The organism is Sphingobium sp. LSP13-1-1.1 (assembly GCF_040676415.1).
Classification (GTDB): domain Bacteria; phylum Pseudomonadota; class Alphaproteobacteria; order Sphingomonadales; family Sphingomonadaceae; genus Sphingobium.
Map to the genome: position 1 here is coordinate 15448 of NZ_JBEGHU010000045.1, position 24427 is coordinate 39874.

The window sequence follows — 24427 nt, forward strand, 5'->3', positions numbered from 1 at the left end:
CCCATGCCCAGCACGATCCTGATCGTCGACGATGATCCCCATATCCGCCAACTGCTCGTCTTCGCCTTCGGCAAGGCGGGGCTCGGGACGATCGAGGCCGCCGATGGAGAGGCTGCGCTGGCGGAGGTCGAACGGCACGCGCCCGACCTCGTCATCCTCGACATCAACATGCCGCGCATGGACGGGCTGGAGGTCTGTCGCCGGCTGCGGGCGCATAATGACGTGCCGATTTTCTTCCTGTCCTCCCGCGATGATGAGATCGACCGGGTGCTGGGCATAGAGCTTGGCGGCGACGACTATGTGGTAAAGCCCTTTTCCCCGCGGGAGGTGGTGGCACGGTCCATGGCGATCCTGCGCCGCACCTCGGCCCGGCCGCCGGCGGCGGAGGTGATTGGCACGATCCGCCATGGGCGGCTTGCCCTGGATACCGAAAGCTGGTCGGCGCATTGGGGCACGGAGGAGGTGAGCCTGACGGTGACGGAATTCACCATATTGCGCACCCTGCTGGCCATGCCCTCCCGCATCTTCTCCCGCGACCAGATCATCGATCGGTTTCGTGGGCCGGGCTTTGCCTTGACCGACCGGACGGTGGACAGCCATGTCCGCAACCTGCGCCGCAAATTCGCCGATGTCGGCGGCATCGACATCATAGAGACGCGCCCCGGCATCGGCTATCGGCTGGGCGGATGCAACGGGACGGCGCCGCCTGCATGAGCGCGGCGTTGAAGGCGTGGATCGCCCGGCATTGGCCGGTCTTGCGGTTGCGCACGATCCTGCTCGGCACCCTGCTGTTCGTGGCGGCGCTGCCGGGATTGGGGGCGATTTTCCTACGGGTCTATGAAAATGCCCTGGTGCGACGGACCGAGGCGGAACTGGTGGCGCAGGGCGCGGCGCTGGCGGCGAGCGCGGCGGTCGTGGGGAGCGGCATGGGCGCCGATCACGCCGCGGCTGCCTCGCCGGTGCGCTATCATGACCGGATGACGGAGGTGGACCTGCGCTCTTCCCCGATCCTGCCGCCGCGCCCCCGGGCGGCGGCGACGCGCGTCGGCCCTGATCGCGCCGCCCTTGCGCTTGCGAAGCGGATGATGCCCGCCTTTGCCGAAACCAAGGTGACGACCTTGTCCTCGATCCTGATGCTGGATCGGCACGGCATAGTCCTGAACGGCCCGGAAGGCGGACGGAGCCTGGCTGCCCTGCCGGAGATCAGGGCCGCGCTCGGCGGCAGGGCCGTGACCGTGCTGCGGAAGAATGAAGGCATCGCCACCCATTATCCGCTGGAATGGCTGAGCCGGGCGGCGGGCATTCGCCTGCACCATGCCCGACCCATCAGCGTCGATGGGCAAGTGACGGGCGTGCTGCTGGTGTCGCGCTCGCCGCGCGCCCTTTCCCTGGGGCTATATGAGGACCGCGGCAAGATCGTGCTCGGCGTGGTGGCGATTTTCCTGATGCTGGTGCTGCTGTCGGCCATATTGTCGCGCGCCATAGTCCGCCCGATCGAAAGCCTGAGCCGCGCCACACGCGATCTGGCATTGGGCCGCCGCGTCGCGCCGCGCCATCCCTCCCTGCAGGTAGTGGAAATCCGGGCCCTCTATCGGGATTTCGAGCAGATGGCCCAGAGTATCGAAAAGCGATCCCGCTATCTGCGCGACTTTGCCTCTTCGGTCAGCCATGAATTCAAGACGCCGCTGGCCGGCATCTCCGGCGCGATCGAACTGTTGCAGGATCATGGGGCCGACATGGCGCCCGCCGATCGCCAACGCTTCCTCACCAATATGGCGGCCGATGCCCAGCGGCTGGCGCGGCTGGTGCGGCGGCTGATGGAACTGGCACGCGCCGACGTGCTGGTGGGCGAAAGCGATGCGCGAACCGATGCCGCGCCATTGCTGGCGTCGGTGGCGGATGCATTGTCCGCAGAGGATTTCGTCATCAACCTCCGTCTGCCGCAGGACCTGCCGCCGCTGAAAGTGGACGCCGGGGCGCTGGAAGCCGTGCTGACGACGCTTGCGGAAAATGCGCGGCAGGCGGGGGCGTCGCGCCTGGACATCGACGTCGCCTTGCGTGAGGGCGCGGCATGGATCGACTTTGCCGATGATGGGCCCGGCATACCGCCAGGGGACCGGAGCCGCATCTTCGACCTGTTCTTCACCACCCGGAGGGGAGAAGGCGGGACGGGCCTTGGCCTCGCCATCGCCCGGTCGCTGCTCGACGCCTATCATGGCGAACTCCACCTGCTCCCCACGCCGCGCGGCGCCGGTTTCAGGCTTGTGGTCGGCACAGAAGGTTGAAGCGGACCGAGGCGCGATTCAGCCGGTCAGCGCTCCTGGTCCATCATCCAGGCGGCATCAGCGGGAATAGCCGGGCGCGGCCAAAGGCATAGACCCGATCTATGGGATATATAGCGGAATGACCTCTGGCGTGATGGGGGCGGTTTCGCGAACCTGCATCGACGTCATGCGCACGGGGGCGGGACATGGTCCTCGTCCTGGAGCGCGCCGTACAGGACCCGCAACGGCCGGGCAGCGATGTGAGGACGGTATGGACGGAGTTCGGGTAGGTAAAAGGATCATAGGCGCGCAGGCGCCCGTCGTCGTGGGGTGGGAAAACATACCGCGCGTGGAAGGAGGACCGTTGAAGCGGTTCGTCTTCACCTGGTTCCAGCCCAGCTTGCTGTTCGCGCTGATCGCCTTCTGGTATTATGCGCCCAATTCCATCGCCAAGGCATCGACCGCCATCGGTATCGGCATCGGCGTCAGAATCCTGTTGCTCGCGCTTGAGTGGGTGAACCCGCGCCACGCAAGCTGGCGCCTGACATGGAAGGAACTCGCCAGCGATCTTTTCTATGTGGGGCTTGGCTATACGCTGCTGAACCTGGTGGAACGCTATATCGGCAGCGATGTCGTGATCGAAGCGGTGCAGCATGATTTCGACTGGGACAAGCTGGCCTGGTTCACGGGCCTGCCCCTGCTGCTGCAGGCGTTGCTGATCTCGTTCATCTTCGATTTCGGCCAATATTGGATGCATCGCGGGATGCACAACTGGTATCCGCTGTGGCTGACCCATGCGCCGCATCATTACATCACCCAGTTGAACATCAACAAGGGCGCGGTCGGCAATCCGGTTGAACTGTTCCTGATCGGCCTCGGCATAGGCGGTTTCTTCGACTTCCTGCCCCGCGCCGCCCTGCTCGCGGGTACATTGGGCCTGGCCGTCGGCACCTACCAGCATATCAATGTCCGCTTCAACTCGCCACGCTGGTGGCGTTTCCTGTTCAATACGACGGAACATCACAGCATGCACCATTCGCAGGATTATGAAGCCACGCGCAGCAACTATGCGAGCACCTGGATCGTCATCGACCGCCTTTTCGGCACCTGCGTGGATGGCGAGGCGGAACTGCTGGGCATGGAGGGCGGGCGCAAGATGTCGATCGCCGAAACGATGACCTATCCCTTCACCGAGGGCTGGAAATCGCTGAAAGAGCGTTTTGGCAAGGCGCGTTCCGCCCCGGTGATCGCCCAGCCGGCCGAATGATCGACACCCGGTGCCTGCAAGGGGACATCCTGTGAACCGTCGCTTCATCGATTGGCTCTGGCACGTCCGGGGCAGCCTGCCGCTCGCGCCGGGGCAATCGCGTGACGACGCCTTTGGCAGGCTTGACCCCCTGTTCCGCGAAGCGGGCACCAGCCACGACCGGACGGACGATACCCTGACCTTCCGCAAAAAGGGGCAGGGGGCGCAGGACAGGATGTCGATCTTCGACGGCGGCGTGCTTCAGATCAGGAAGGGTGCGGCGGGACTTGTGCTGCACTATCATCTCAGCAGCCGGGCCTTGCTGTTCTGCTTTCTGGCGCCCCTGCTTTTCCTGGGCTTTGCCCAATTGACCATCGCTGCCGGGAAGATCGAGAAGGCAACCGCCCATGCGACGGCGAAAAAGCCCGAGAAAAAGGATGCGATCCTGCAGCTGCATCCGATCGACAAGTTTCTGGGTGCGCCCGCGCCCGAAAAGCCGAAGAAGGACAAGGCGAAGTCGGAGGAGGATGACAAGAAGCCTTCCCCCAGGGCCGCCTATATCTTCGCCGCGATCTTCGCCTGCCTCTATGTCGTCGGGCGCGTTCTGGAAGGCAGGCTGGTCAGATCGCTGTTTCGAAAGAGCCTGCTCGGCGCATAGCGTCTTTCCGTCCGCCTGGAGCATCGTACGCAAAAGTGAGAACCGGTTTTGCGCACGATGCGACATCAAAAGCATAGCGCGCGCTGCATGACTCGGATTTAACGCAACGCGCTCTAGCGAAAACGCTCCGGCCATGCATCCTCAATTGGGACGTGGGGCGACCGGATATATGATGAAATCGTCATGCACCTGCGGCTGCTCCGGTACATTCAGGGCGGCCTTGAGCCCGGTCTGAAGCTCCGTGATGCTTGCTGCCGGCAATTCCAGCAGATGTTCGTCAGGATGCGCCTTTGCTTCGTGGGGATAATCCCGGCCGGGCGACCGCGTCATTTCGATATGCGCGCCCAGCACGGCGCGGACGGGATGCCGGGCCGCGAACGCCGCCACCCGATCGACGCTGGCGCGATCGTCAGGCAGGAAATTGACGGGCACATAGAGACGGCCGGGATAAAGCGTGTCGCCTGACAGCAGGATCTTCAGCCTTGGATCATAGACCATGATCGCCGCGGCCTGGTGGCCTGGAGTCGGAATGATGGTGAGCGCGCGGCCGCCAAGGTCGAATGTGGCCAGGCTGTCGGGCCAGCGCGCAATGCCGAAGAACCGGGCCACGTCCTGGGGCTCAAGCCCGATGACGGTTGTGTCGGGCCGTTCGCGAAAGGCGCTGTCGCCGGCGACATGATCGCCATGGCTGTGGCTGTGCGCCACGACCAGCGGGACCATGGGGCGTCCATGCGCCGCCGACCATTGCGCGACCAGCCGGTCCACCGCGGGTCGGATGCGGCCGCCCTCCGCGCCCGTGTCGATCAGCAGCGCCTTGTCGCGACCGAAGAGCAGGTAGAGAAAGGGCGCCTCGAAATTGGTCTTCACCGACTGGCGGATGACGAAACTGTCGTTGTCCAGCGCCTGCACCTGGACTTCCGGTTCCTGCGGCAACGTCCCGTCGATCCAACTCTCGGCAAACAGCCGGGGCGCCGCAGCTCCCTTGGCCGACAGGGATGGCTGGCCGCAAGGGACCATGATCGCCAGCATGATCCCGGCCAGCCTGGCCGATCGAACGACCGCAATGCCGCGCGCTGTCATGTCCTGCCACCCTTTCCTTGCAATATCTTCGGGAAAATTATCATGGGAAGGAAAGAAATCTTCCCGTAGATGTCGGATCCTGGGTAACATCGGGCACAGGAGATCGACTTAAAAATGATCGATATATGGAAATCGGGGAGAAATCCTTCATAGGATTCTCCCCGTTCCCGGATGTGATTCAATATTTGAACCGTGCTTCAATACCGAAGGTTCGTGGGCTGATGACTGCCCGCTTGTAGTAACGCAGGACCACTCCATCGTTCAGGCCGACGCGGGATCGGTCGTTGGCGACCGAAGACACCGCATATTTGTCGAAGATGTTGTTGGCAAAGATGCCCAGGCTGTATCTTTCGGTTTCATAGGCCAGCGAGGCGCGATGGAGCACATAGCCCGGCAGCTTGTCGCCAAAGGCGCGATCCCAGCCGAGCCGCGTCACGACGCTGCCGCGATAGGTCGCCGTCCAGTCTGCGACGATGTTGCCCTCCTTGAACGGCAGGGTGTAGGTCGCGCCCAGGCTGCCGCTGTTCTTCGCCGAACCGGGCAGGCGGTCGCCGGATAGCGCGTCGAGCTTGATCGGAACGCTGGGATAGGTTCCCGCCGGATCGTTGACGGGTATGTTGTCCGGCACATTCTGGGTCAATTTGGCATTCGTGTAGGAATAGGTGCCCTGGATCGACAGGCCGTCGACAGGCTTTACCTGGAAAGAGGTTTCAAAGCCTTCCGACTTCGCCTTGCCGCCGTTCACCGTGATGCCGACAATTCCGTTAACCGTGGCCGAATCAAGCTGAATACCATCCCATTTGATATGGAAAACGTTGAAATTGAACGTCAGCTTGCGGTCGAACCATTGGGTGCGGATGCCGATCTCCGCATTCTTGGTGGTATCCGGGTCATATTGGACTTCGTTCGGATGGCCACAGGGCAACTGGGTATTGTTGATTCCGTCGCCGTCCGGATCGTTGGGCAGCGGCTTGGGACAGGGGGCGACGCTGTTCGGGCCGCCGATGCGATAGCCCTTGCTGTAAGTGGCGTAGAGCATGATGTCGGGCGTGAAATTATAGGAGCTGTTGAATTTCCACACCCAGCCGCTTTTCTTCGCCGGGCCCCCGGCCGGCGGCATGTCATAGGGGCTGACCGGATCGCCGATCAGCGGCACCACAAGCGCGCCCGAGATCTTGGACGTGTATCCGAAATAACGGGCACCCGCGGTAAGCTGCCAGTTCGGCGTCACCCTGAAGGTGCCCTCGCCGAAGACCGCCTTCTCCGTGACCTTCGACTTCACATAGGACGCATATTCGACCTCGTCAGGATTGGGCTGCGTTCCAAATTCGACCCAGGGATGGTTCGGCACATGCTCGACATAGTCGCGATGCAGCTTCTGACGGTTGAAGAATCCACCCAGCACCCAGCTGAACGGCCCGCCATGCCGTGAAACGAAGCGGACCTCCTGGTTGAACTGCTTGCGTCGATCGACGGACTCGTTCCAGCTGGAGAAGGCCGGAAACGTCTCATAGCCATAATCGAGGTCGAGCAGCAGGTCGGTATTGTCGCTCCGCCTCTGGTTCCTGACGTCGGTATAGGCAGTCGTCGCGACGAGATCGGCGAAGTCCGCCAGGTTCGCGTTGATTTCCATGCTGCCAAGGTGCGCCCGACGCTTCACAGGTTCGAGATAACGGGCGGCATTTTCATATCGGCCCGTCCCCAGAACGCCATTGCTGTTATATTGGCCGCCGTCGGTCCTGGTCTGCTGATAGGCATAAGTGAAATTGGCCTGCAGATCCTCGCTGAACTGCACCAGCAACTGGTTGCGCGTGGTGAAGGTCTTTTCGAAGTTGACGTCGTCCCGCCTTTTCAGATTCGCGGCATAATCCGCGGGGGTGACGGCGTCAGGACCGCTCGGTTGCGGCAGGGACACGCCAGGCTGCTGCAACAGCAGGGGGGAATCGATGAAGCCGGGATCGTAATAATAGCCTGTCGCCGACCGGAAGGCGACATGATCCTGGAAGATCGGTATGTTGATGACCCCGTCCAGCTGGAAGCCGGTATTGCCGCTATGATCCTTGCCATAAAGGCGGCCATGCGCCTCGCTTCCGAAGGTCGTCAGGTTGGGCCGGTTCGGGATGTTGCGGATCGCGCCCGCCAGGGTGCCCAGGCCGTAAAGCGTGCCCTGCGGGCCCAGCAGCGTTTCCACCCGCGCGATGTCCAGCATCTTGAAGTCGTAATAGAGCGGAACCTCGCCCAGATATACGCCGATCGCATCGTCATAGGAATTGCCCGAGCTGTCCGTGTCCGACGCGTTGAGGCCGCGCAGCACGATCGTGCCGGTTGAACCGGGGCCAGTGTCGGAAATGGTCATGCCGGGCGTGAAGTCAGCGAGATCGCGCACATCGTCGATCCGCTGCTTGGCAATCTGCTCTGCGCCCACGGCGCTGATGTTGATCGGAACGTCCTGGATGGTGGCTGCGCGGCGGGTGGCCGTGACCACGATCTCGTTGCGGTCGCCGCTCGATCCGTCATTTTCCGCGGCATCCTGCGCGAAAACCGTATTGGTGCCGACGCCCATCAAAATGGTCGCGCCCATTAGCGTATTGCGTAGCAATTTCATAGTCTCTCCGACCCCCTTGCCGTTGAGCCTTGAGTGACATCCTTCCTCTTGACGCTCTGGACGAGCCGGCGTCTTGTCACATAATTTGCCCGCCGCAGGACCGATCATTTTTATAATGGCTTACACTGCAGCCGTTTCTGAACAGCCTGTCATGGCGAAGCGGAAAGGTGACGATAAGTTTCCGAACATCGCGCAAATCACATGGAGTCCCGCGCTTGAATGCCGCGCGCGCTATGCGGGCGACAGCCGGTATCTCGCCTGGCACTGCTGCATCGCTGACCCCTGTTCGATCCACATGCCCTCACTTTGCGGCAGATCGCCCTTTCCCGTTCCGCCGCTCGCATGAACGACACAGGACACGGTATGGATATTACCTATCGCGTCAAGCGTAATAATTCCGCACCTGCTCAGTATGAAGGACGGAATGTGTTGCATTGCATTAAATGGCGGATTTTGGCGGGATGAGCATCTTGTCCGACAAGATGGCATCTCTCGCAACACCTCGTCAGACCCGTGTGCCGCCCAAGGATGGAAAGGCTTCGACCCGGCGAATCGCCCCGGTGGCGAACCTGTTCCGAATCGTCTGATAATCCGCTTAATGCAGCAGGATGAGAGAAGGATCTCGACGGTGTCCTCGCACGGTGACGATTTTCCGACAGCGCGGGGCCGGCCCATGTCTGGTTTCGACGTTATTACATTTTATGAATGTCGTAATATTTTCTATGGACAAGGCCATGCAGCAAGGCGATGCTGCATTGCGAAAGGGGATCGAATCATGATCAGGACGGTTGGCAAGGCAGGCATGATCGCAGCGCTCGCCGGGGCTCTCATGCTCGCCTCCTGTTCACAGGCGCCCGATCCCGCGACCGGGCAGCGGAAAGAATTCAGCATCGGCTGGTCAATCTACGCCGGATGGATGCCGTGGCCCTATGCGCAACAGGCGGGCATCGTGAAGAAGTGGGCCGATAAATACGGCATCAAGATCAATGTCGTGCAGGTCAACGACTATGTGGAATCGATCAATCAATATACTGCGGGCAAGTTCGACGGCGTGACCGTCACGAACATGGATGCGCTCACCATTCCCGCTGCCGGCGGAAAGGATACGAGCGCGATCATCGTGGGCGATTATTCGAACGGCAATGATGGCATCCTGCTGAAGGGCGCGGATCAGCTCGCCGCGATCAAGGGGCGGCAGGTGTATCTGGTCGAGCTTTCCGTGTCGCATTATCTGCTGGCGCGCGGGCTCCAGACGGCGGGCCTGAAGCCCACCGACGTCCGGACGGTGAACACGTCCGACGCGGACATAGTGGGCGCCTTTGGCAGCCCAGCGGCCAATGCGGCGGTGGCCTGGAATCCGCAGCTTTCGGTCATGAAGGCGCAGCCGGGCGTGAAGCAGGTGTTCAGCTCGGCCCAGATCCCGGGCGAAATACTGGACCTGCTCGCCGTCGATACCGCGACGCTCAAGGCGAACCCCAATCTCGGCAAGGCGCTGACAGGCATCTGGTATGAAACCGTCGCGTTGATGCAGCGGCAGGACGCGCAGGGGAAGGCGGCGCGCGCCGCCATGGCCAAATTGTCGGGCGCCACGCCGGAAAGTTTCGACGGCCAGTTGTCGACCACGCATCTCTATGCCGATCCCAAGGCAGCGGTGGCCGCGACCGTCGCTCCGGCGCTGGTCAAGACCATGACCCAGGTTCGCGACTTCAGCTTTTCCAAGGGGCTGTTCAAGGGTGCGTCGTCGGCCGACGCCGTGGGCATCGCCTTTCCCGGCGGAAAGACGCTTGGCGATCCGCAGCGGGTGACGCTGCGGTTCGACGACAGCTTCATGAAGCTGGCGGCGGACGGAAAACTCTGATCGCGTTCATTCGATCCTGCCGAAGGTGATGAGACGATGCGTTGGGTGAATCGACATGCGCGCCGAAGCGAACGGATCTTCTGGGGTTCGCTGCCGATCCTGCTGCTGGTGCTGCTTTACCTGTTCATCGCGGCGCAGCGCCATGCCGCCAATCCGCTGGACAAGATCCTGCCGCTTCCCGGCAGCATGGCAACGGCGATGGCCGCGCTGCTCTTTCAACCGGACCCGCTGACCGGCCAGCTTGTCTTCTGGGCCGACACGCTGGCCAGCCTTCAGCGCCTGGGGCTGGGCCTGGGCATCGCCACGCTCTCGGCGTTGGTGGCGGGGCTTGTGCTCGGCGTCCTGCCGCCGGTGCGCGCGACCTTCGGACCCCTGGTGACGGCGGTCGCGGTCATCCCCCCCATTGCGCTGCTGCCGATATTGTTCATCGCGCTGGGCCTGGGGGAGACGGCGAAGGTTGCGCTCATCGTGATCGGCATCGCGCCCGTCATGATGCGCGACATCGCCGCCCATGTGGCAGCCCTCCCGCGGGAGCAGATCATCAAGGCGCAGACGCTGGGTGCCAGTTCCTGGCAGATCATGATCCGCGTCGCCCTGCCGCAGGCCATGCCGCGCCTGCTGCACGCGGTCCGCCTGTCGCTTGGTCCGGCCTGGGTGTTCCTGATCTCAGCGGAGGCGATCGCGTCTGATGTGGGTCTTGGCTACCGGATATTCCTTGTCCGCCGCTATCTCTCGATGGACGTGATCATTCCCTATGTCGCCTGGATCGCGATCCTTGCGATCCTGATGGACGTGGCGCTGACCTTCGCCAGCCAATGGCTTTACCCCTGGGCACATGGAGAGCGGCATTGAGCGCGCTGCTGTCCCTTCGCGACATCTGGGTCGAATATGGCGACAAGATCGTCCTGGAGAAGGTGAACCTCGACATCGAAACGGGTTCCTTCGTCTCGATCATAGGGCCCTCCGGCGCCGGAAAGAGCAGCCTGCTGCGTGTCGTCCTGGGCCAGGAAGTGCCCAGCCGCGGGACCATATTGCTGGACGGAACGCCGCTGACGCCCGAATGCGGGCCCGATCGCGGCGTCGTGTTCCAGCGCTATTCGGTGTTCCCGCACCTTTCCGCCCTGCAGAACACGATCTTCGGGCTGGAATGCGCCAAGGCTCCCTTCGCGGGCCGGCTGTTCGGCCATGCGCGCCGCGCAGCCAGGGCGGAGGCGGAGGAGATGCTGGACGCGGTCGGCCTGCGCGATTCGATGCATCTCTATCCCGCGCAGATGTCGGGCGGCATGCAGCAACGTCTTGCCATCGCCCAGGCCCTCATCAAACAGCCTCGCATCCTGCTTCTCGACGAGCCGTTCGGCGCCCTGGATCCCGGCATCCGCGCGGACATGCATGTGCTGATCACGCGGCTTTGGCGGGATTATTCGCTGACGATCATCATGGTGACCCACGACATCAGGGAAGCCTTTTCGCTCGGCACGCGGGTGCTTGCGCTCGACAAGCGCCGCCATGACCCGCACGCGCCCCATCGGTTCGGCGCGACCGCGGTTTACGACCTGCCGCTGCGCGACCGGTCAGAACCGGCGGCGAGCGAAGAATCCGGCGCTCCGGACGAGAGCGAACGGAAAGAAGAGGAAAGGACGGATCATGAGTAGCGACACCGGAACTCTGGCGCGGCTCAGCATGAGCCTGCCGGGCGATCTGTTCCGGCAACTCGACGCCATGGTGGAGGAACGCGGGCTGCCGTCGCGGTCCCAGCTCATTGCCGAACTGATCCGCCACGCGCTGGCCGAGCATGAGGCCTTCACCCGCCCGGACGAGATGCTCGCGGGTACCATCACGATCGTCTATCGCGGCGATCGGGGGCGGGTGCGGCATCAGCTTGCCCAGACGCAGGCGGATTATCTCAAGGAGGTGATCTCGTCCCAGCATGTGTTCCTGGAAGGGGACCAGTCGCTTGAAGTGCTGCTGGTGCAGGGGCCTGCGTCCCTGTTGAAGGAATTGTGCGACGCGCTGCGCCGGGTCCGGGGGGTCCACCAGCTCCAGCTCGTCACGACCACCGCGCTGCTGCCGCCGCTCTATGAGCAGGAAAACGGCAGCCAGAAGGGGAATGCCGCATGACCGGATCTCTCGCCAATCCCTTGGCCGCCCGTGATCACGCCCGCAGCATGGCGGGGACGGTGGTGGAGGCGATGCCGCTGTTGCCGCCGGCGGCGGATGACCTTCCGGCCGGCGTGCCTGCCCAGGACCTGTTGTGGGAAGAAACGATCGCGGCCGGCGGTTATGCCACGCGCCGCCTGCCGCGCGGCGCGCGCCTGCGCCTGATCGACCTCAGGGGCGATGCCTGCGCATCGATGCTGCTGTTCAACGCGGACATGCCGACCGAGCGGCTCAACGTGGCCGATACGGTGAAGGTGCAATGGAACGCCTATCTGGGCCAGGGCAAGCTGCTGCTGTCGGACATGGGCAGGGTGCTCATGAGCTTTCTGGAGGACAGCGCGGGCACGCATGACAGCTTCTGCGGGACTTCCAACGCCGCGACCAATGCCGCCCGCTACGGCAATGGCGCCAATAGCGGGCCTTGTCCCAACGGACGCGACCGTTTCCTGCTGGGCGCGGCGAAGCACGGGTTGCAGCGGCGCGACGTCCATCCCTGCGTGACGCTGTTCAAGGGTGCGAAGATCGAGGTGGATGGCGCGATCACGCCGCTGATCGGACCCTTTCCCGCCGGCCGCAGCGTCGTGCTGCGCGCCGAGATGGACGTGACACTGGTCGTCGCCAACTGCCCCCATGTCCTGGACCCGCGGGAGCGGTGGACCGTGACGCCGCTGCGGGTCAGCGCCTGGCGCGGCCCCGTGACGCCGGAGGACGACGTCATCCGCAATGCCACGCCGGAGGGACTGCGCGCCTTCCTGAATGTCGAAGATTATTATCGCCGCTAGAGCGCCTTTGCCTTTGAGCGAAAACGCTCTGTCTTTTGATCCCGCATCTTCCGGATTGTCGACCATCAGGGGCCAACTGGAAAAATGCCCAGGAAAGAACGGGTTTCCGCATGAGCTTTGATCCCCATTTGACGGGCCTTTCGGGGGCCATTGTCCATGATGTCGTGGTGCCCGCACGGGCGCCGTGGCTGCATCATGTCTATGCCGGCCAGACGCTGCGCATCGTCGACCTGGAAGGCAATCAGGCCGTCGACTTCCTCCTCTATTCGGCGGCGGACGACGCTGAACGGTACAGCGCGCAGGATACCGTGGCCGCGCAGGGCAATCTGTTCCTGCGCGAGGGCACGGTGCTGCGATCCAATGAGGGGCGCGCGATGATGACCATCGCGGCGACGTCGGTCGACTATCACGATACCATCGGCGGCGCCTGTTCGTGCGAATCCAACACGCTGCGCTACGGCCACCACACCAAGTCCGAACATGCCTGCGTGGAAAACTTCCTGGAGGCCAATCTGCTGGAAGGGCGCGGCAAGCGCGACATCGTTTCCAACATCAACTTCTTCATGAACGTGCCGGTCGAGGAAGACGGTTCGCTCGGCATCGTCGACGGGATCTCCGCGCCCGGCCTGACCGTGGACCTGAAGGCGGAAATGGACGTGATCGTCGTCGTGTCGAACTGCCCGCAGATCAACAATCCCTGCAACGGCTTCAACCCAACCCCCGTCCGCATGATCGTGACCGCATGAGCTTCGATACGGTCCTCATCGCCAATCGCGGCGCTATCGCCACGCGCATCATTCGCACCTTGCGGCGCATGGGCCTGCGCTCGGTCGCGGTCTATTCCGAAGCGGACGAAAATTCCCTGCACGTCGCGCAGGCGGACGAGGCGGTCTGCATCGGCCCGGCGCGGGCGTCGGACAGCTATCTCGACATCAATGCCATATTGAGCGCCGCCCGCGCCACGGGCGCCGGCGCGATCCATCCGGGCTACGGCTTCCTTGCCGAAAATGTGGAGTTTGCCGAAGCCTGCGCCGCAGCCGGCATCGTCTTCATCGGCCCGACGACCGACAATATCCGCACCTTTGGCCTGAAGCACAGCGCGCGCGCCCTGGCGGCGGCCCATGGCGTGCCGCTGGCGCCGGGCACCGGCCTGCTGACCGATGAGGAGGAGGCCGTGGCGGCGGCGCGGGATATCGGGTTCCCCGTCATCCTGAAGGCAACGGCCGGCGGCGGCGGCATCGGCATGCGCATCTGCGAGGAGGAAAGCGACGTTCGGGAGGGCTTTGCCGCCGTGGCGCGCCAGGGCCAGAGCAATTTCGGCGACGCGGGCATATTCCTTGAACGCTATATCCGCAGGGCGCGGCACATTGAAGTGCAGCTTTTCGGCGATGGCGAAGGCCGGGTCATGCCGCTGGGAGAGCGCGACTGTTCGCTCCAGCGCCGCAACCAGAAGGTGGTCGAGGAATCCCCCGCGCCCCTGTTGCCGCCCGCCGTCCGCCGCGAGTTGATCGCCGCCGCCACCCGCCTGGGCCAGGCCGCCGTCTACCGCTCCGCCGGAACCGTGGAATTCCTCTACGACGCCGAGCGCCAGCAATTCTTCTTTCTTGAGATGAATACGCGCCTGCAGGTCGAACATGGCGTCACCGAAGAGGTGATGGGCATTGATCTGGTCGAATGGATGATCCGCGGCGGCGCGGGCGACTTTGCCTTTCTCGACGCGCCGCCGCCCCAGCCGCGCGGCCATTCGGTGGAGGTGCGGCTCTATGCCGAAGATCCGACGCTCGATTATCGTCCGACTTCCGGAACGCTGACGGCGGTTCAGTTCCCCCCCGACATCCGCGCCGAAACCTGGTGCATGGCAGGCAGCGACGTCAGCATCTGGTACGATCCGATGCTGGCCAAGCTGATCGTCCATGCCCCGACGCGTGATGAGGCGATCGCAAAGATGCAGGCCGCGCTCGACCAGAGCCGCGTCGATGGCATAGAGACAAATCTGCGCTGGCTGCGCGATGTGGTCCGGTCCGACGCCTTCGTCAGCGGCGAGGTGTCCACCCGCGCTCTTGACGGCGTCGTTTCCCATCCCAGCAGCATCCGCGTGATCAGCGGCGGCACCGCCACCACCGTTCAGGACTGGCCGGGCCGGCAGAAATTATGGGCGGTCGGCGTCCCTCCTTCGGGGCCGATGGACGATCAGTCCTTCCGCATGGGCAACCGGCTGCTGGGCAATCCCGAAGGGACCGCCGGACTGGAAGTCACGGTGACCGGCCCGACGCTGGACTTCACCGCGCCGGCGCGCATCTGCCTCATGGGCGCTGATTTCGGGGCGACGCTGGATGGCCAGGCCGTGGCACGGGGCGTCGCGATCGACGTGGTGGCCGGCCAGACGCTTGCCCTTGGCCGCGCGTCCGGCGGCGGCCTGCGGGCCTATATCCTGTTCGCCGGCGGTCTCGACATCGCGCCCTATCTCGGCAGCCGCAGCACCTTCGAACTCGGTCAGTTCGGCGGGCACGCCGCTCGCCGGCTGCTGGCGGGCGATACCCTGTACCTCGCGCGCGATCGAACAGGCGCGCCGCTTGCTTCCGCCGACCTGCCGGTTCTTTCGACGCAATGGACGTTGCGCGTCCTCTATGGTCCCCACGGCGCGCCGGATTTCTTCACCGATGCCGATATAGAGGCCATCATCGCCGCCGAATGGCAGGTCCATTACAACAGCAATCGCACCGGCGTCCGCCTGATCGGACCCAAGCCGCAATGGGCCCGCGCCGACGGCGGCGAGGCCGGGTTGCACCCATCCAACATTCACGACAATCCCTATGCCATCGGCGCCGTCGACTTTACCGGCGACATGCCGATCATCCTGGGCCCCGACGGCCCTTCGCTTGGGGGTTTCGTCTGCCCCTTCGTGGTAATCGCGGCCGATCGGTGGAAAATCGGCCAGCTTGCGCCGGGCGACAAGCTGCGTTTCGCCCCCGTCAACATCGACGATGCGGCCGTGGCGGATGCGTTGCAGCGGCGGCTGCTCGCCTCCGGATCGGTGGAGGATGCCGCGCCGGTGCGGCCGATCGAAATGCTCTCGCCCATCCTTGCAGAGATGCCGGAGCAGCCCGGCCGTCCACGGACCGTCTATCGCCAGCAGGGTGATCGCAACATCCTGGTCGAATATGGTCCCATCATACTCGACATAGAATTGCGGATTCGGGTCCACGCACTGATGACGGAGCTGGAACGGATCGCCCTGCCCGGCATAATCGATGTCGTTCCGGGCATCCGTTCGCTGCAACTGCATTTCGACGGCGAACAACTGGATCAGCGTGCCGCGCTGGCAGCGCTGATCTCTGCGGAGGAGCGCCTGGGCGACCTTGAGGATTTCACCATTCCTTCTCGCGTGGTCCATATGCCGCTCAGCTGGCGCGATCCGGCGACGATCGAGACGATCGAGAAATATATGGGCGGCGTGCGCGCCGACGCGCCCTGGTGCCCGGACAACATCGAATTCATCCGTCGCGTCAACGGCCTTCCCGACGCGGCGGCGGTGGAGCAACTGATCTTCGAGGCGAATTACCTCGTCCTGGGGCTGGGCGACGTCTATCTGGGCGCGCCGGTCGCGACCCCGGTCGATCCGCGGCACCGGCTCGTCACCACCAAATACAACCCCGCCCGCACCTGGACGCCGCCCAATGTCGTGGGCATCGGCGGCGCCTATATGTGCATCTACGGGATGGAAGGACCGGGCGGCTATCAACTGTTCGGCCGGACCATCCAGGTGTGGAACACGCATCGCCAGACCGATGTCTTTGTCGAGGGGAAGCCCTGGCTGCTGCGCTTCTTCGATCAGATCCGATTCTATCCGGTCAGCGCGGAGGAACTGGCCGAATGGCGCCGCGATTTCCCGAGCGGGCGGCGTTCCATCCGGATCGAGCCGTCGGAGTTCCGGCTGACCGACTATCGCGCCTTCCTGGCTGAAAATGCCGATGCCATCGCCGCCTTCGAGGCGCACCGGCAGGACGCCTTCGACGAGGAGCGTGCCGAATGGCAGCGCAGCGGCGAGTTCGACCGCATCACCAGCCTGACGGAGGCCGACGCGGCCGAGCCGGACGCGATCGACGTGCCGGAGGGGGCCGATCTGGTCGAAACGCCCTTTGGCGGCAGTATCTGGAAATTGCTGGTTGCGGTTGGCGACGAAGTGAAGGCGGGCGATACGATTGCCGTCATCGAGGCCATGAAGATGGAATGCGCGGTGCAGAGCCCCATCACCGGCACGGTCGCGGCCATCTATGTGCAGGAGCGGCAGGCATTGCAGCCCGGCGCACCGGTGCTGGCGTTGAGGGCCGGGGCATGACCGCGTTCGACCGGTGCAGCGCTGCGGCAATCGCGGGAGACATCAGGGCGGGCCATGCCAGTGCGGTTGCCGTGATGGAGGAGACGGTTGCCCGGATCGCCGCCTATGACGCCGTGCAGCCGCAGATCTGGATCAGCCGGGCAAGGCCCGACGACCTGATCGCGGCCGCGCGGGCCATCGACGCCCGCCTCGCCGCGGGAGAGGACCTGCCGCTGGCCGGCGTTCCGTTCGCGGTCAAGGACAATATCGACGCCGCCGGGTTCGACACGACCGCCGCCTGCCCGGCCTTCGCCTATCGTCCGGGACGGTCGGCGACGGTCGTCGAACGCCTGGCCGCGGCCGGCGCGATCTGCGTCGGCAAGACCAATCTCGACCAGTTCGCCACCGGCCTCAACGGCACGCGCAGCCCCTATGGCAGTCCGCGCAACGCCTATGATCTCGCCTATGTCAGCGGCGGGTCCAGTTCGGGTTCCTCGGTGGCGGTGGCGGCCGGGCTGGTCCCCTTCGCGCTGGGGACGGACACGGCCGGTTCGGGCCGCGTGCCCGCCGCCTTCCAGCATCTGGTCGGGTTCAAGCCGAGCAAGGGGAGATGGAGCAATCGCGGACTGGTGCCCGCCTGCCGCACGCTGGATTGCATCACCGTCTTCACCGGCGATACCGCTGACGCCGGCTTGCTCGACGGGATCATTGCCGGCTTCGATCCGGCGGACCCCTATTCGAAGCCGCTGTCGGACCTCCCGCGCCGGTGCAGGACCATCGGCGTCCCCCGCCGGGACCAGCGCGCCTGGTTCGGCGACGCGGAATCCGAATATCTCTATGATCGCGCATTGCAGCGGCTGGCAGGGCTGGCCGATATTGTGGAGATCGACATCGCACCGCTCCTCGAAGCGGCGCAACTTCTCTACGGCGGACCCTGGGTGGCGGAGCGGGCCGCGGCCATGGCGACGCTGCTCGCCGACGATCCCGACGCGATCGACCCCACCGTGCGGGAGGTCGTGGAACCCGGGCTGACGATTGGCGCGGTGGAATTGTTCAACGGCATCTATCGCCTGGCCGAACTCAAGCGGCATTCTGACCAGCAATGGGCCGATATCGACCTGATGGCCTTCCCGACCACAGGCACCACCTTCCGCGTTGCCGAACTGCTCGCCGCGCCGGTCGCGCTCAACAGCGCGCTTGGCTATTACACCAATTTCGTGAACCTGCTCGACATGGCTGCCGTGGCTGTTCCAGCCGGCATCAGGGCCAATGGCACCGGGTTCGGCATCACCCTGATCGGCCCCGCCGACAGCGACCGCGCCCTGCTCGATGCGGCGGACGCCTATCTCGCCAAGGCTGATCTTCCTTCCCCACCCCCGCTTGATCTGGAGGGCAAAATGCAGACCGTGAAACTCGCCGTCGTGGGCGCTCATCTCAAGGACATGCCGCTTCACTGGCAACTGACATCGCGCGAGGCGAAGTTCGTCGGTGCCTTTGAAACGGCGCCGACCTACCGGCTCTATGCCATGGCGAACAGCGTCCCGCCCAAGCCGGCGCTCGTGCACAGCGAGGATGGCGGCCCGATCGCGCTTGAGGTTTACGAACTGGGCGTGGCGGAGTTCGGAAGTTTCGTAGCCGAAGTGCCTGCGCCGCTGGCGATCGGCACGGTGACGCTGGCGGACGGCAGCAGCGTCAAGGGCTTTGTCGCAGAGCCGCGCGCGCTGACGGATGCGGAGGACATTACGGCGCTGGGCGGCTGGCGCGCCTATATGGACGGAAGGGCCTAGCGATGCCGAAGCTCCGCATCATGGGGCGATTTCCCGGCGATCGGCGCCGATCGCTGGCCAGGAAATCCGCGCTTGCCGCCGCGCTGACGGCAAGCTGCGCCACCTTCCTGTTCGCTTCCCCCGCAAGCGCCGAGCAGGTGATCCAGGTGCCGGGCTTTGCTGATTTCCTGGCGGTCGATGGCGACGGCGTCTGGGTGACCAACGCCGGCCGCGTCGAACGCTGGACCCGCAAGGGCAAGAAGGCGGAAGTCGCCATGGGGCGCCCCTGCGGCGCCATGGCGATATTGGCCGGATCCTTATGGGTGGCCGATTGCGCGCAAAATGCACTGGTCCGGATCGACACCGCCACCGCCGAAAAGACGGCGACCATAGCCACCGGCATCGCCAATCCGAAGGGCGAACTCAACATCGTCGCCGAAGCCGGATCGATCTGGGTCGCCAGCGACCAGAAGGGTGTCGTCTCTCGCGTCGATCCCGCGAGCAACCAGGTGACGGCGACCGTCCCGGTCAATGCGGGAACCTATTATCTCGCCTCCGGCTTCGGCTCGGTCTGGGCAGTGAGCAGCGACGGCGCGACGATCCAGCGCATCGACCCGGCGACCAACAGCGTGGTCAAGACCACGGCGCTGGGCAAGCAGCCGGGTTTTCTGGCGGCCGGCGAAGGCGCCGTCTGGGTTCAGGAACAGGGCGACGGGACGGTCGCCCGCGTCGATCCGGTCAGCGGCGAGGTGACCGGCCGCGTCAAGGTGGGCGAAGTGCTGCAATATGGCGATATCGACACGGGCGGCGGCGTCATATGGCTGCGCACGACCGAAGGGCAGACCTTCGTGGCGATTGATCCCGAAACGCTGGCGATCAAGGCTCGCGTCGGCAAGGTCGAAGGCAGCGGCGCGCTGCGCTATACCCGCAAGGGCCTTTGGACATCGGCGCATGACGTGCATACGCTGAGCTGGTGGCCCCATCCGGCCAGGCTGGCGAAATGACCGGGGCGCTGCCCTGATCATGTCGCGCGCTTGTTCTTCCGGCGTTTGTCTGGAAATACGTCAAAGGCGCATTTCCAGACCGTCCTTCTGGATTTCGATCTGATTGAATCAGATCGCCGCTCTGGTTTCCTTGTTTGCCGCGATTTCTTGACCAGCGATCGGTTCCGATCACTTGAAAATGCGGTATCAAAAGACCAGAGCGTTTCCGCTCATGGTGGAAATGCTCTAGCGGAGCGCCGCGACGCGCACCGGCGCCGGAGTCATTGCCAGTTGCGCTTCGACCTGGGCGTGGATATCGGCCACCACGGATGCGCGGCAGGCGCGGGCCTTGGCTTCCAGGGCGAGGTGGATGCCAGCCAGCCGGTCACCGCAGACCGCATTGGCCGCCTGCTCCATGCGGATGGCAAGACGCTGCTGTCCCTGCGCGGACGACAGGTCCAGACCCCTCAGGTCCAATATCGCCTGATCCTGCGCAAAGGGATTGTCGGCGGCGCTGGCAATCGCCGGGATGGCGCATGCGACAGCGGCAAGGGCGGCAAGGCCAATCTTCATCATCATCTCCTGTGTCTTGAACCAATGCCGCTCTCCGGCGACTGCGGATCACATAGTTCCGGGAGATGAAACTTTCAATACAAGACTTCAAATCGTTATTTTATTACTGACGGCGAAGTGTTTTATTACTTGGCGTGAACGACCAGCATCGTCAGCCTTTCACTCCGGCCCAACAGGCCTGTTGGCAGGCGGACCTCGCTCTCGCCACCGCCAACGGCAACCGTGATCGTCCGGGCATGGGGAAGCGACCATTGGCGGACAGTATCGACAGGCAGCCGCACCCGCCATTTGCGCGCGCCGTCCACCGATACCGCATGGCCGTTGATCATGACCGGCGCTTCCGCATCCTCACGGCGACCCGACACCAGCAGGCAACTGCCGGATCGGCAATGGACCAGCCGGGTGCCCGCCTCTCCGGTCGCCAGGGCGGGCGTTGCGGCAGCGGCAAGCACCGCGCCCAGCATCAATTTGCCGAAAGGGGTCATGGCATTGGCGTCCCTTGCTTCATGGGATGTCGATCCCGGCCTGCTCGAAATAGCGGCGCACCGGCTCCAGCACCGCCGCATGCCGTTTCCACCGCCCGACCGATCCGGTGTAGATCGGCTGTCGCACCTGGGCGGCGCTAGGGGTGGAAACCGGGGCATTATTGCTGTGGAAGGACAGGCAATCCTCCGACCAGTCCAGCCCGCAATGGGCAAGAAGCCGGCGCGTCTCACCCTCCAGATCGGCAACGAGATCCTCGTAGCGCAGCTCGATCAGCTGGCCGGGCAGGGCCTGGCGCCACCGGGCCATCAGCCGATCGAAGCGGACATGATAAGCGGCGGTATCCAGAAGGTCGTAGCTATAGTCATAATAGGGAGAGCCGACGGCAAACAGGTTCCGGAAATTGCTGAGCACCGTATCCATGGGATCGCGGCGCAGGCAGATGATCCTGGCCGAGGGCAGCGCCCGCGCAATGAAACCGGCGTAGAAGAAATTGCCGGGAAACTTGTCGATGAACCGAAGGGTTGCGTCGCGCCGATGGTGGCTGGCCCGTTCCAGATAGTCGCGCCCGATCGCCCCCATGTCGGCCTGCGCCGCGGCTGCGATCGTTTCCGCATCCATCACCGTGGACGTGCGCGTGCCGCCAGCCTTCTTCACGGCCAGCGGCATGGCCTGCAGTTCGCCCGCGCTTTCGACCTGCGGATGGGAGGAGAGGATGCGGTCGACCAGCGTCGTGCCGGTGCGCGGCATGCCGATGATGAAGATCGGATCGGCCGTGGATGGCCCGATCGCCTGCGGCAGCGGCCAGGCTGCCTCGATCGCGTCGAACAGCGCGGCGTCACGCGCGAAGGCATAGGGCAAGGTCCGGCGATGTTCGGCGTTCGCGACGCAAAGCCGCGCCAGCGCGTCGTCCGGCCGCCCGATGTCCTCCAGCTCCTTCGCCAGCGCATAGCTGAGCAGCAGCCGCCCTCGACCGTCGCCGGTGCCGCCCAGCGTCCGTTCCAGCCGCTCGACATGATTGCATGCCGGCGTCTGCTTGCGGATGCCGGCCAGCAGATGGTGGGCGCGGGCATCGCCGGGCGCGAGGGCGATCAGCGCCTCCAGCGCGGCATCGGCCTCTTCCGCCCGGCCCAGGAAGTTGAGCGTGACGGCCTGATTGTAGCGATAATTGCCGTTCTGCGGCTCCAGCCGGACCGCTTCGTTGAAATGCGCCAGCGCGGCGGCATGGTTCCCCAGCCGGGCATAGACGCAACCGATGGTATCGCGGCTGAACGCATCGGCGGGCGGCGCCGCTTCGGCCTCCCGTAGCGTCGCTGCGGCATCGCCGTCCCGGCGGGTCATGATCAGCAGCCTGGCGAGCTGCGCGCGATATTCCCCCCTGGGGTCGATCGCCACCGCCTGATCCAGATGGCGGAGCCCGGCCTGGATGTGCCCGGCATTCGACTCCGCGACGCCAAGCAGGAAATGGCCTTCGGCCTCCGTGGGATTGTTCGCCACCATTGTGGCGGCAATCTGGCGCGTCGCCTGGATGTCGCCCCGCATCAGCGCGTTTCGCGCGGCGCTGACCTGCCGGGCGAACATCGTCGTCATGCCGGTGCCGCGCCTTCCACGGCGTTCTGGACGGCAGTGTCGGCCTCGATCTGGCCGTCGGCCATGCTTCCCCGGACCCGCGCCGCGCCCTTGCCGGCCCGGACCCTGTCGATCAGGGGCTGGAAGGGGAATAGGGTCTGTTCCCAGATCGACAGGCGGCGGCGGTCATCCTGGCCGACTAGCGCGGACTCGCCTTCCCGATAGGTGCCGAAGATGCGGTCCAGCAGGATCAGCGAATTGCCGTAATTGCAGCGCGTGCTTTCATAATCCGTCGAATGGTGCAGGCTGTGGTGGCGGATCGTCGTGAAGAAGAAGGCGTACCAGATCGGCGGATCGGCGCGGACATTGGCGTGGGCGAAGGTGGAGATCACCCCCAGCACGTTGATCGCCGCGAACACGGCGCTGTTGTCGAGGTCGAACAGCGCCACCACGCTCAGGCTGATCAGCACCAGCTCTATGGGGTTGCCCACCGCGCCCTTCGCGGCGTTCAACTGGGTCAGGTGGTGATGCGGGGCATGCGTCAGCCAGAAGGGCGTGCTGTTGTGCATCAACCGATGCATCCAATATTGGCCGAATTCGATCAGGAACACCACCAGCGCCACCTGCAGCAGCCATGGCATGTGCATGGCCCATTCCGTGGTGATGCCCAGCGAAGCCTTGGCCGCCTTGAGCGGATCCTCGGCAAGCTTCGTCGAAACCCAGGATATGACGGTTGCGCTCAGAATATTGTAGAACAGGTCGGTGAAGAATTCCTGCCTGTTCATCCGCCAGCCCGAATGGCGTTCATGGACCAGCTCCAGGAGCAGGACGATGATGGTGATGAGGGGCGACATCACCACGAACGTCCACGGGTGATCCAGCAAGGCCTTCGGACCATAGGCCCAGAACAGCAACACCGCAGCGATCATCGCGGGCGGCATGGAGTTGAAGATCCTGTCCTTCATCGCGCTTCCCGTTCCCCGGCCGTTTCCCGCCCGCTTGCGCCGACAGGCGATTCCGTCGGACAGGCGTGGCTTTCATTCGGATGGGAAGGCTGTGCTGCGCTGCGTCAATCGGGCAGACGCAAAGTTTTGATGCAATGCATAGATCAGATCTATGTCCTGGTCTTTGCCCGCAACCTGCGGATCACCTCGTCCCAGAAAAGCTGCGTGGCCGTGTCGCGGGCGCGTTCGGAACGGGACAGGAGGAAGATGTCGTAGGACGGCTCGGCATCCACATCCAGGATCGGCCACAGCCTTTCGCGCGCCACATCATCCTCGGCCGCCAGCACCGGCAGGAAGCCGATGCCGACACCCTGGACGATCAGCCGCTTCGCCTCGTTGATGTCCTCGGCCAGGCCGTTCACCTTCGTTCCCAGCCGGTATCGGCGGCGCAGATGGGTGATCAGCTCGATCTCATCGTCTCCGGTAAGGACGAATCCCTCGTCCCTGAGGTCGTGGAGGCGGTTCAGCCGATATCCGAAATAGGGGCTGTAGCGGGAACAATAGAGCTGTTGGCGCTCCACCAGCAGCGGCTCGTACATCAGGCTGCCGCGAACGCTGCTGTCATAGCCGACGCCGATCTCGACCTCCCCCTGTTCCAGCGCGTCGAGCACCTGACGCCAGGGCGACACCCGGATCTCGATGTGGATGGCCGGGTTGCGCCGGTGCAGGCTTGCGATCGCCTCGTCGAATTCCGGCGAAACCAGACCGGATATGATCTGGATGCGGACGATCCCCTCGACCCGCTTGGTCGCCTGGGCGATCTGGTGCGGCATCATCTGCGCCGATTCGAGCATGTCCTCGCAAAGCGCCATCATCGCCTTGCCGGCCGCCGTCATCTCCACGCCGGTCGCCGTGCGGTGGAGTAGCGTCACGCCGACATGATCCTCCAGCCGCTTGAGCGCGGCGCTGATGCTCGGCTGCTGCCGATTGAGCTGCCGCGCCGCCGCACCGATCCCGCCGGCGCGGACGATGTCGACGAAGGTGCGCATCAGGTTCCAGTCGACACGGCTTGCGAACCTCTTGTCGACTAGGATCGATCGATCACTCATGTTCCGCCTCCTTCGCCAGAATGACGTGGTCA

The 24427-nt window shown here is 64.2% G+C and carries 20 protein-coding genes; 13 read left to right on the top strand and 7 right to left on the bottom strand.

Annotated elements, in window-relative coordinates:
* The first annotated feature begins 3 nt into the window (after positions 1–3).
* The 4 genes from MRBLSP13_RS17415 (at position 4) to MRBLSP13_RS17430 (ending at position 4168) form a co-directional block, all read left to right on the top strand.
* A complete protein-coding gene (locus MRBLSP13_RS17415) occupies positions 4–714 on the top strand; it encodes a response regulator transcription factor (protein WP_363737416.1) in 711 nt (236 codons plus the stop codon).
* Positions 711–2285, top strand: coding sequence for a sensor histidine kinase (locus MRBLSP13_RS17420; RefSeq protein ID WP_363755786.1), 1575 nt, complete (start codon positions 711–713; stop codon positions 2283–2285). The genes MRBLSP13_RS17415 and MRBLSP13_RS17420 overlap by 4 nt, the downstream gene beginning before the upstream one ends.
* A gap of 250 nt (positions 2286–2535) precedes the next feature.
* Complete coding sequence (locus MRBLSP13_RS17425) at positions 2536–3531, top strand: sterol desaturase family protein (RefSeq protein ID WP_363737414.1); 996 nt, start codon at positions 2536–2538, stop codon at positions 3529–3531.
* A gap of 31 nt (positions 3532–3562) precedes the next feature.
* The gene (locus MRBLSP13_RS17430) at positions 3563–4168 is read left to right on the top strand and encodes a hypothetical protein (RefSeq protein ID WP_363737413.1); all 606 of its coding nucleotides are present in this window, start codon (positions 3563–3565) and stop codon (positions 4166–4168) included.
* Positions 4169–4309: 141 nt separating this feature from the next.
* Here MRBLSP13_RS17430 and MRBLSP13_RS17435 read toward each other — a convergent pair whose 3' ends face one another.
* Together MRBLSP13_RS17435 and MRBLSP13_RS17440 are read right to left on the bottom strand one after the other, a co-directional pair.
* Entirely contained in the window at positions 4310–5248 is a 939-nt protein-coding gene (locus MRBLSP13_RS17435; protein ID WP_363737412.1) for an MBL fold metallo-hydrolase, read from the bottom strand.
* Between the two features lie 178 nt (positions 5249–5426).
* Positions 5427–7853, bottom strand: a complete 2427-nt coding sequence (locus MRBLSP13_RS17440; RefSeq protein ID WP_363755788.1) for a TonB-dependent receptor — start codon at positions 7851–7853, stop codon at positions 5427–5429.
* Between the two features lie 775 nt (positions 7854–8628).
* Here MRBLSP13_RS17440 and MRBLSP13_RS17445 point away from each other — a divergent pair.
* The 9 genes from MRBLSP13_RS17445 to MRBLSP13_RS17485 all read left to right on the top strand — a co-directional run bounded on the left by MRBLSP13_RS17445 (position 8629) and on the right by MRBLSP13_RS17485 (position 19738).
* Entirely contained in the window at positions 8629–9711 is a 1083-nt protein-coding gene (locus MRBLSP13_RS17445) for a putative urea ABC transporter substrate-binding protein (RefSeq protein ID WP_363737410.1), read from the top strand.
* Between the two features lie 36 nt (positions 9712–9747).
* The gene (locus tag MRBLSP13_RS17450) at positions 9748–10563 is read left to right on the top strand and encodes an ABC transporter permease (protein ID WP_363755790.1); all 816 of its coding nucleotides are present in this window, start codon (positions 9748–9750) and stop codon (positions 10561–10563) included.
* On the top strand, positions 10560–11363 hold the full coding sequence (locus tag MRBLSP13_RS17455) for an ATP-binding cassette domain-containing protein (RefSeq protein WP_363755792.1): 804 nt from the start codon (positions 10560–10562) through the stop codon (positions 11361–11363). Before MRBLSP13_RS17450 ends, MRBLSP13_RS17455 begins: the two co-directional genes overlap by 4 nt.
* The gene (locus tag MRBLSP13_RS17460; protein ID WP_133652750.1) at positions 11356–11829 is read left to right on the top strand and encodes a CopG family ribbon-helix-helix protein; all 474 of its coding nucleotides are present in this window, start codon (positions 11356–11358) and stop codon (positions 11827–11829) included. Before MRBLSP13_RS17455 ends, MRBLSP13_RS17460 begins: the two co-directional genes overlap by 8 nt.
* Positions 11826–12650, top strand: a complete 825-nt coding sequence (locus tag MRBLSP13_RS17465) for an urea amidolyase associated protein UAAP1 (protein WP_363755794.1) — start codon at positions 11826–11828, stop codon at positions 12648–12650. Before MRBLSP13_RS17460 ends, MRBLSP13_RS17465 begins: the two co-directional genes overlap by 4 nt.
* 110 nt (positions 12651–12760) lie before the next feature.
* Positions 12761–13396, top strand: a complete 636-nt coding sequence (locus MRBLSP13_RS17470) for an urea amidolyase associated protein UAAP2 (RefSeq protein ID WP_363755796.1) — start codon at positions 12761–12763, stop codon at positions 13394–13396.
* A complete protein-coding gene (uca, locus tag MRBLSP13_RS17475; protein ID WP_363755798.1) occupies positions 13393–16989 on the top strand; it encodes an urea carboxylase in 3597 nt (1198 codons plus the stop codon). The genes MRBLSP13_RS17470 and uca overlap by 4 nt, the downstream gene beginning before the upstream one ends.
* Positions 16986–18755, top strand: coding sequence for an allophanate hydrolase (gene atzF / locus MRBLSP13_RS17480; RefSeq protein ID WP_363755800.1), 1770 nt, complete (start codon positions 16986–16988; stop codon positions 18753–18755). Before uca ends, atzF begins: the two co-directional genes overlap by 4 nt.
* A gap of 2 nt (positions 18756–18757) precedes the next feature.
* The gene (locus MRBLSP13_RS17485; protein ID WP_414714726.1) at positions 18758–19738 is read left to right on the top strand and encodes a DUF6923 family protein; all 981 of its coding nucleotides are present in this window, start codon (positions 18758–18760) and stop codon (positions 19736–19738) included.
* A 225-nt stretch (positions 19739–19963) separates the two neighbouring features.
* On the opposite strand, the gene MRBLSP13_RS17490 is transcribed toward MRBLSP13_RS17485, so the two are convergent.
* From MRBLSP13_RS17490 to MRBLSP13_RS17510, 5 genes are all read right to left on the bottom strand, one after another.
* Complete coding sequence (locus MRBLSP13_RS17490) at positions 19964–20296, bottom strand: UrcA family protein (protein ID WP_363737402.1); 333 nt, start codon at positions 20294–20296, stop codon at positions 19964–19966.
* A 119-nt stretch (positions 20297–20415) separates the two neighbouring features.
* Complete coding sequence (locus MRBLSP13_RS17495) at positions 20416–20775, bottom strand: hypothetical protein (RefSeq protein ID WP_363737401.1); 360 nt, start codon at positions 20773–20775, stop codon at positions 20416–20418.
* A 19-nt stretch (positions 20776–20794) separates the two neighbouring features.
* The gene (locus MRBLSP13_RS17500) at positions 20795–22363 is read right to left on the bottom strand and encodes a tetratricopeptide repeat-containing sulfotransferase family protein (RefSeq protein ID WP_363755802.1); all 1569 of its coding nucleotides are present in this window, start codon (positions 22361–22363) and stop codon (positions 20795–20797) included.
* Positions 22360–23307 carry a sterol desaturase family protein gene (locus MRBLSP13_RS17505; protein ID WP_363755804.1) on the bottom strand — a complete coding sequence of 316 codons (948 nt, stop codon included), beginning with the start codon at positions 23305–23307 and terminating at the stop codon, positions 22360–22362. The genes MRBLSP13_RS17500 and MRBLSP13_RS17505 overlap by 4 nt, the downstream gene beginning before the upstream one ends.
* Before the next feature lie 149 nt (positions 23308–23456).
* Entirely contained in the window at positions 23457–24395 is a 939-nt protein-coding gene (locus MRBLSP13_RS17510; protein WP_363737398.1) for a LysR family transcriptional regulator, read from the bottom strand.
* Positions 24396–24427: the final 32 nt, after the last annotated feature.

Excerpts from the sequence above, each read along its gene's own strand:
- MRBLSP13_RS17415 (WP_363737416.1), top strand. The coding sequence starts at position 4 with ATGCCCAGCACGATCCTGATCGTCGACGATGATCCCCATATCCGCCAA.
- MRBLSP13_RS17420 (WP_363755786.1), top strand. The coding sequence starts at position 711 with ATGAGCGCGGCGTTGAAGGCGTGGATCGCCCGGCATTGGCCGGTCTTG.
- MRBLSP13_RS17425 (WP_363737414.1), top strand. The coding sequence starts at position 2,536 with ATGGACGGAGTTCGGGTAGGTAAAAGGATCATAGGCGCGCAGGCGCCC.
- MRBLSP13_RS17435 (WP_363737412.1), bottom strand. The coding sequence starts at position 5,248 with ATGACAGCGCGCGGCATTGCGGTCGTTCGATCGGCCAGGCTGGCCGGG.
- MRBLSP13_RS17440 (WP_363755788.1), bottom strand. The coding sequence starts at position 7,853 with ATGAAATTGCTACGCAATACGCTAATGGGCGCGACCATTTTGATGGGC.
- MRBLSP13_RS17445 (WP_363737410.1), top strand. The coding sequence starts at position 8,629 with ATGATCAGGACGGTTGGCAAGGCAGGCATGATCGCAGCGCTCGCCGGG.
- MRBLSP13_RS17450 (WP_363755790.1), top strand. The coding sequence starts at position 9,748 with ATGCGTTGGGTGAATCGACATGCGCGCCGAAGCGAACGGATCTTCTGG.
- MRBLSP13_RS17460 (WP_133652750.1), top strand. The coding sequence starts at position 11,356 with ATGAGTAGCGACACCGGAACTCTGGCGCGGCTCAGCATGAGCCTGCCG.
- MRBLSP13_RS17465 (WP_363755794.1), top strand. The coding sequence starts at position 11,826 with ATGACCGGATCTCTCGCCAATCCCTTGGCCGCCCGTGATCACGCCCGC.
- MRBLSP13_RS17470 (WP_363755796.1), top strand. The coding sequence starts at position 12,761 with ATGAGCTTTGATCCCCATTTGACGGGCCTTTCGGGGGCCATTGTCCAT.
- uca (WP_363755798.1), top strand. The coding sequence starts at position 13,393 with ATGAGCTTCGATACGGTCCTCATCGCCAATCGCGGCGCTATCGCCACG.
- atzF (WP_363755800.1), top strand. The coding sequence starts at position 16,986 with ATGACCGCGTTCGACCGGTGCAGCGCTGCGGCAATCGCGGGAGACATC.
- MRBLSP13_RS17485 (WP_414714726.1), top strand. The coding sequence starts at position 18,758 with ATGCCGAAGCTCCGCATCATGGGGCGATTTCCCGGCGATCGGCGCCGA.
- MRBLSP13_RS17490 (WP_363737402.1), bottom strand. The coding sequence starts at position 20,296 with ATGATGATGAAGATTGGCCTTGCCGCCCTTGCCGCTGTCGCATGCGCC.
- MRBLSP13_RS17495 (WP_363737401.1), bottom strand. The coding sequence starts at position 20,775 with ATGACCCCTTTCGGCAAATTGATGCTGGGCGCGGTGCTTGCCGCTGCC.
- MRBLSP13_RS17500 (WP_363755802.1), bottom strand. The coding sequence starts at position 22,363 with ATGACGACGATGTTCGCCCGGCAGGTCAGCGCCGCGCGAAACGCGCTG.
- MRBLSP13_RS17505 (WP_363755804.1), bottom strand. The coding sequence starts at position 23,307 with ATGAAGGACAGGATCTTCAACTCCATGCCGCCCGCGATGATCGCTGCG.
- MRBLSP13_RS17510 (WP_363737398.1), bottom strand. The coding sequence starts at position 24,395 with ATGAGTGATCGATCGATCCTAGTCGACAAGAGGTTCGCAAGCCGTGTC.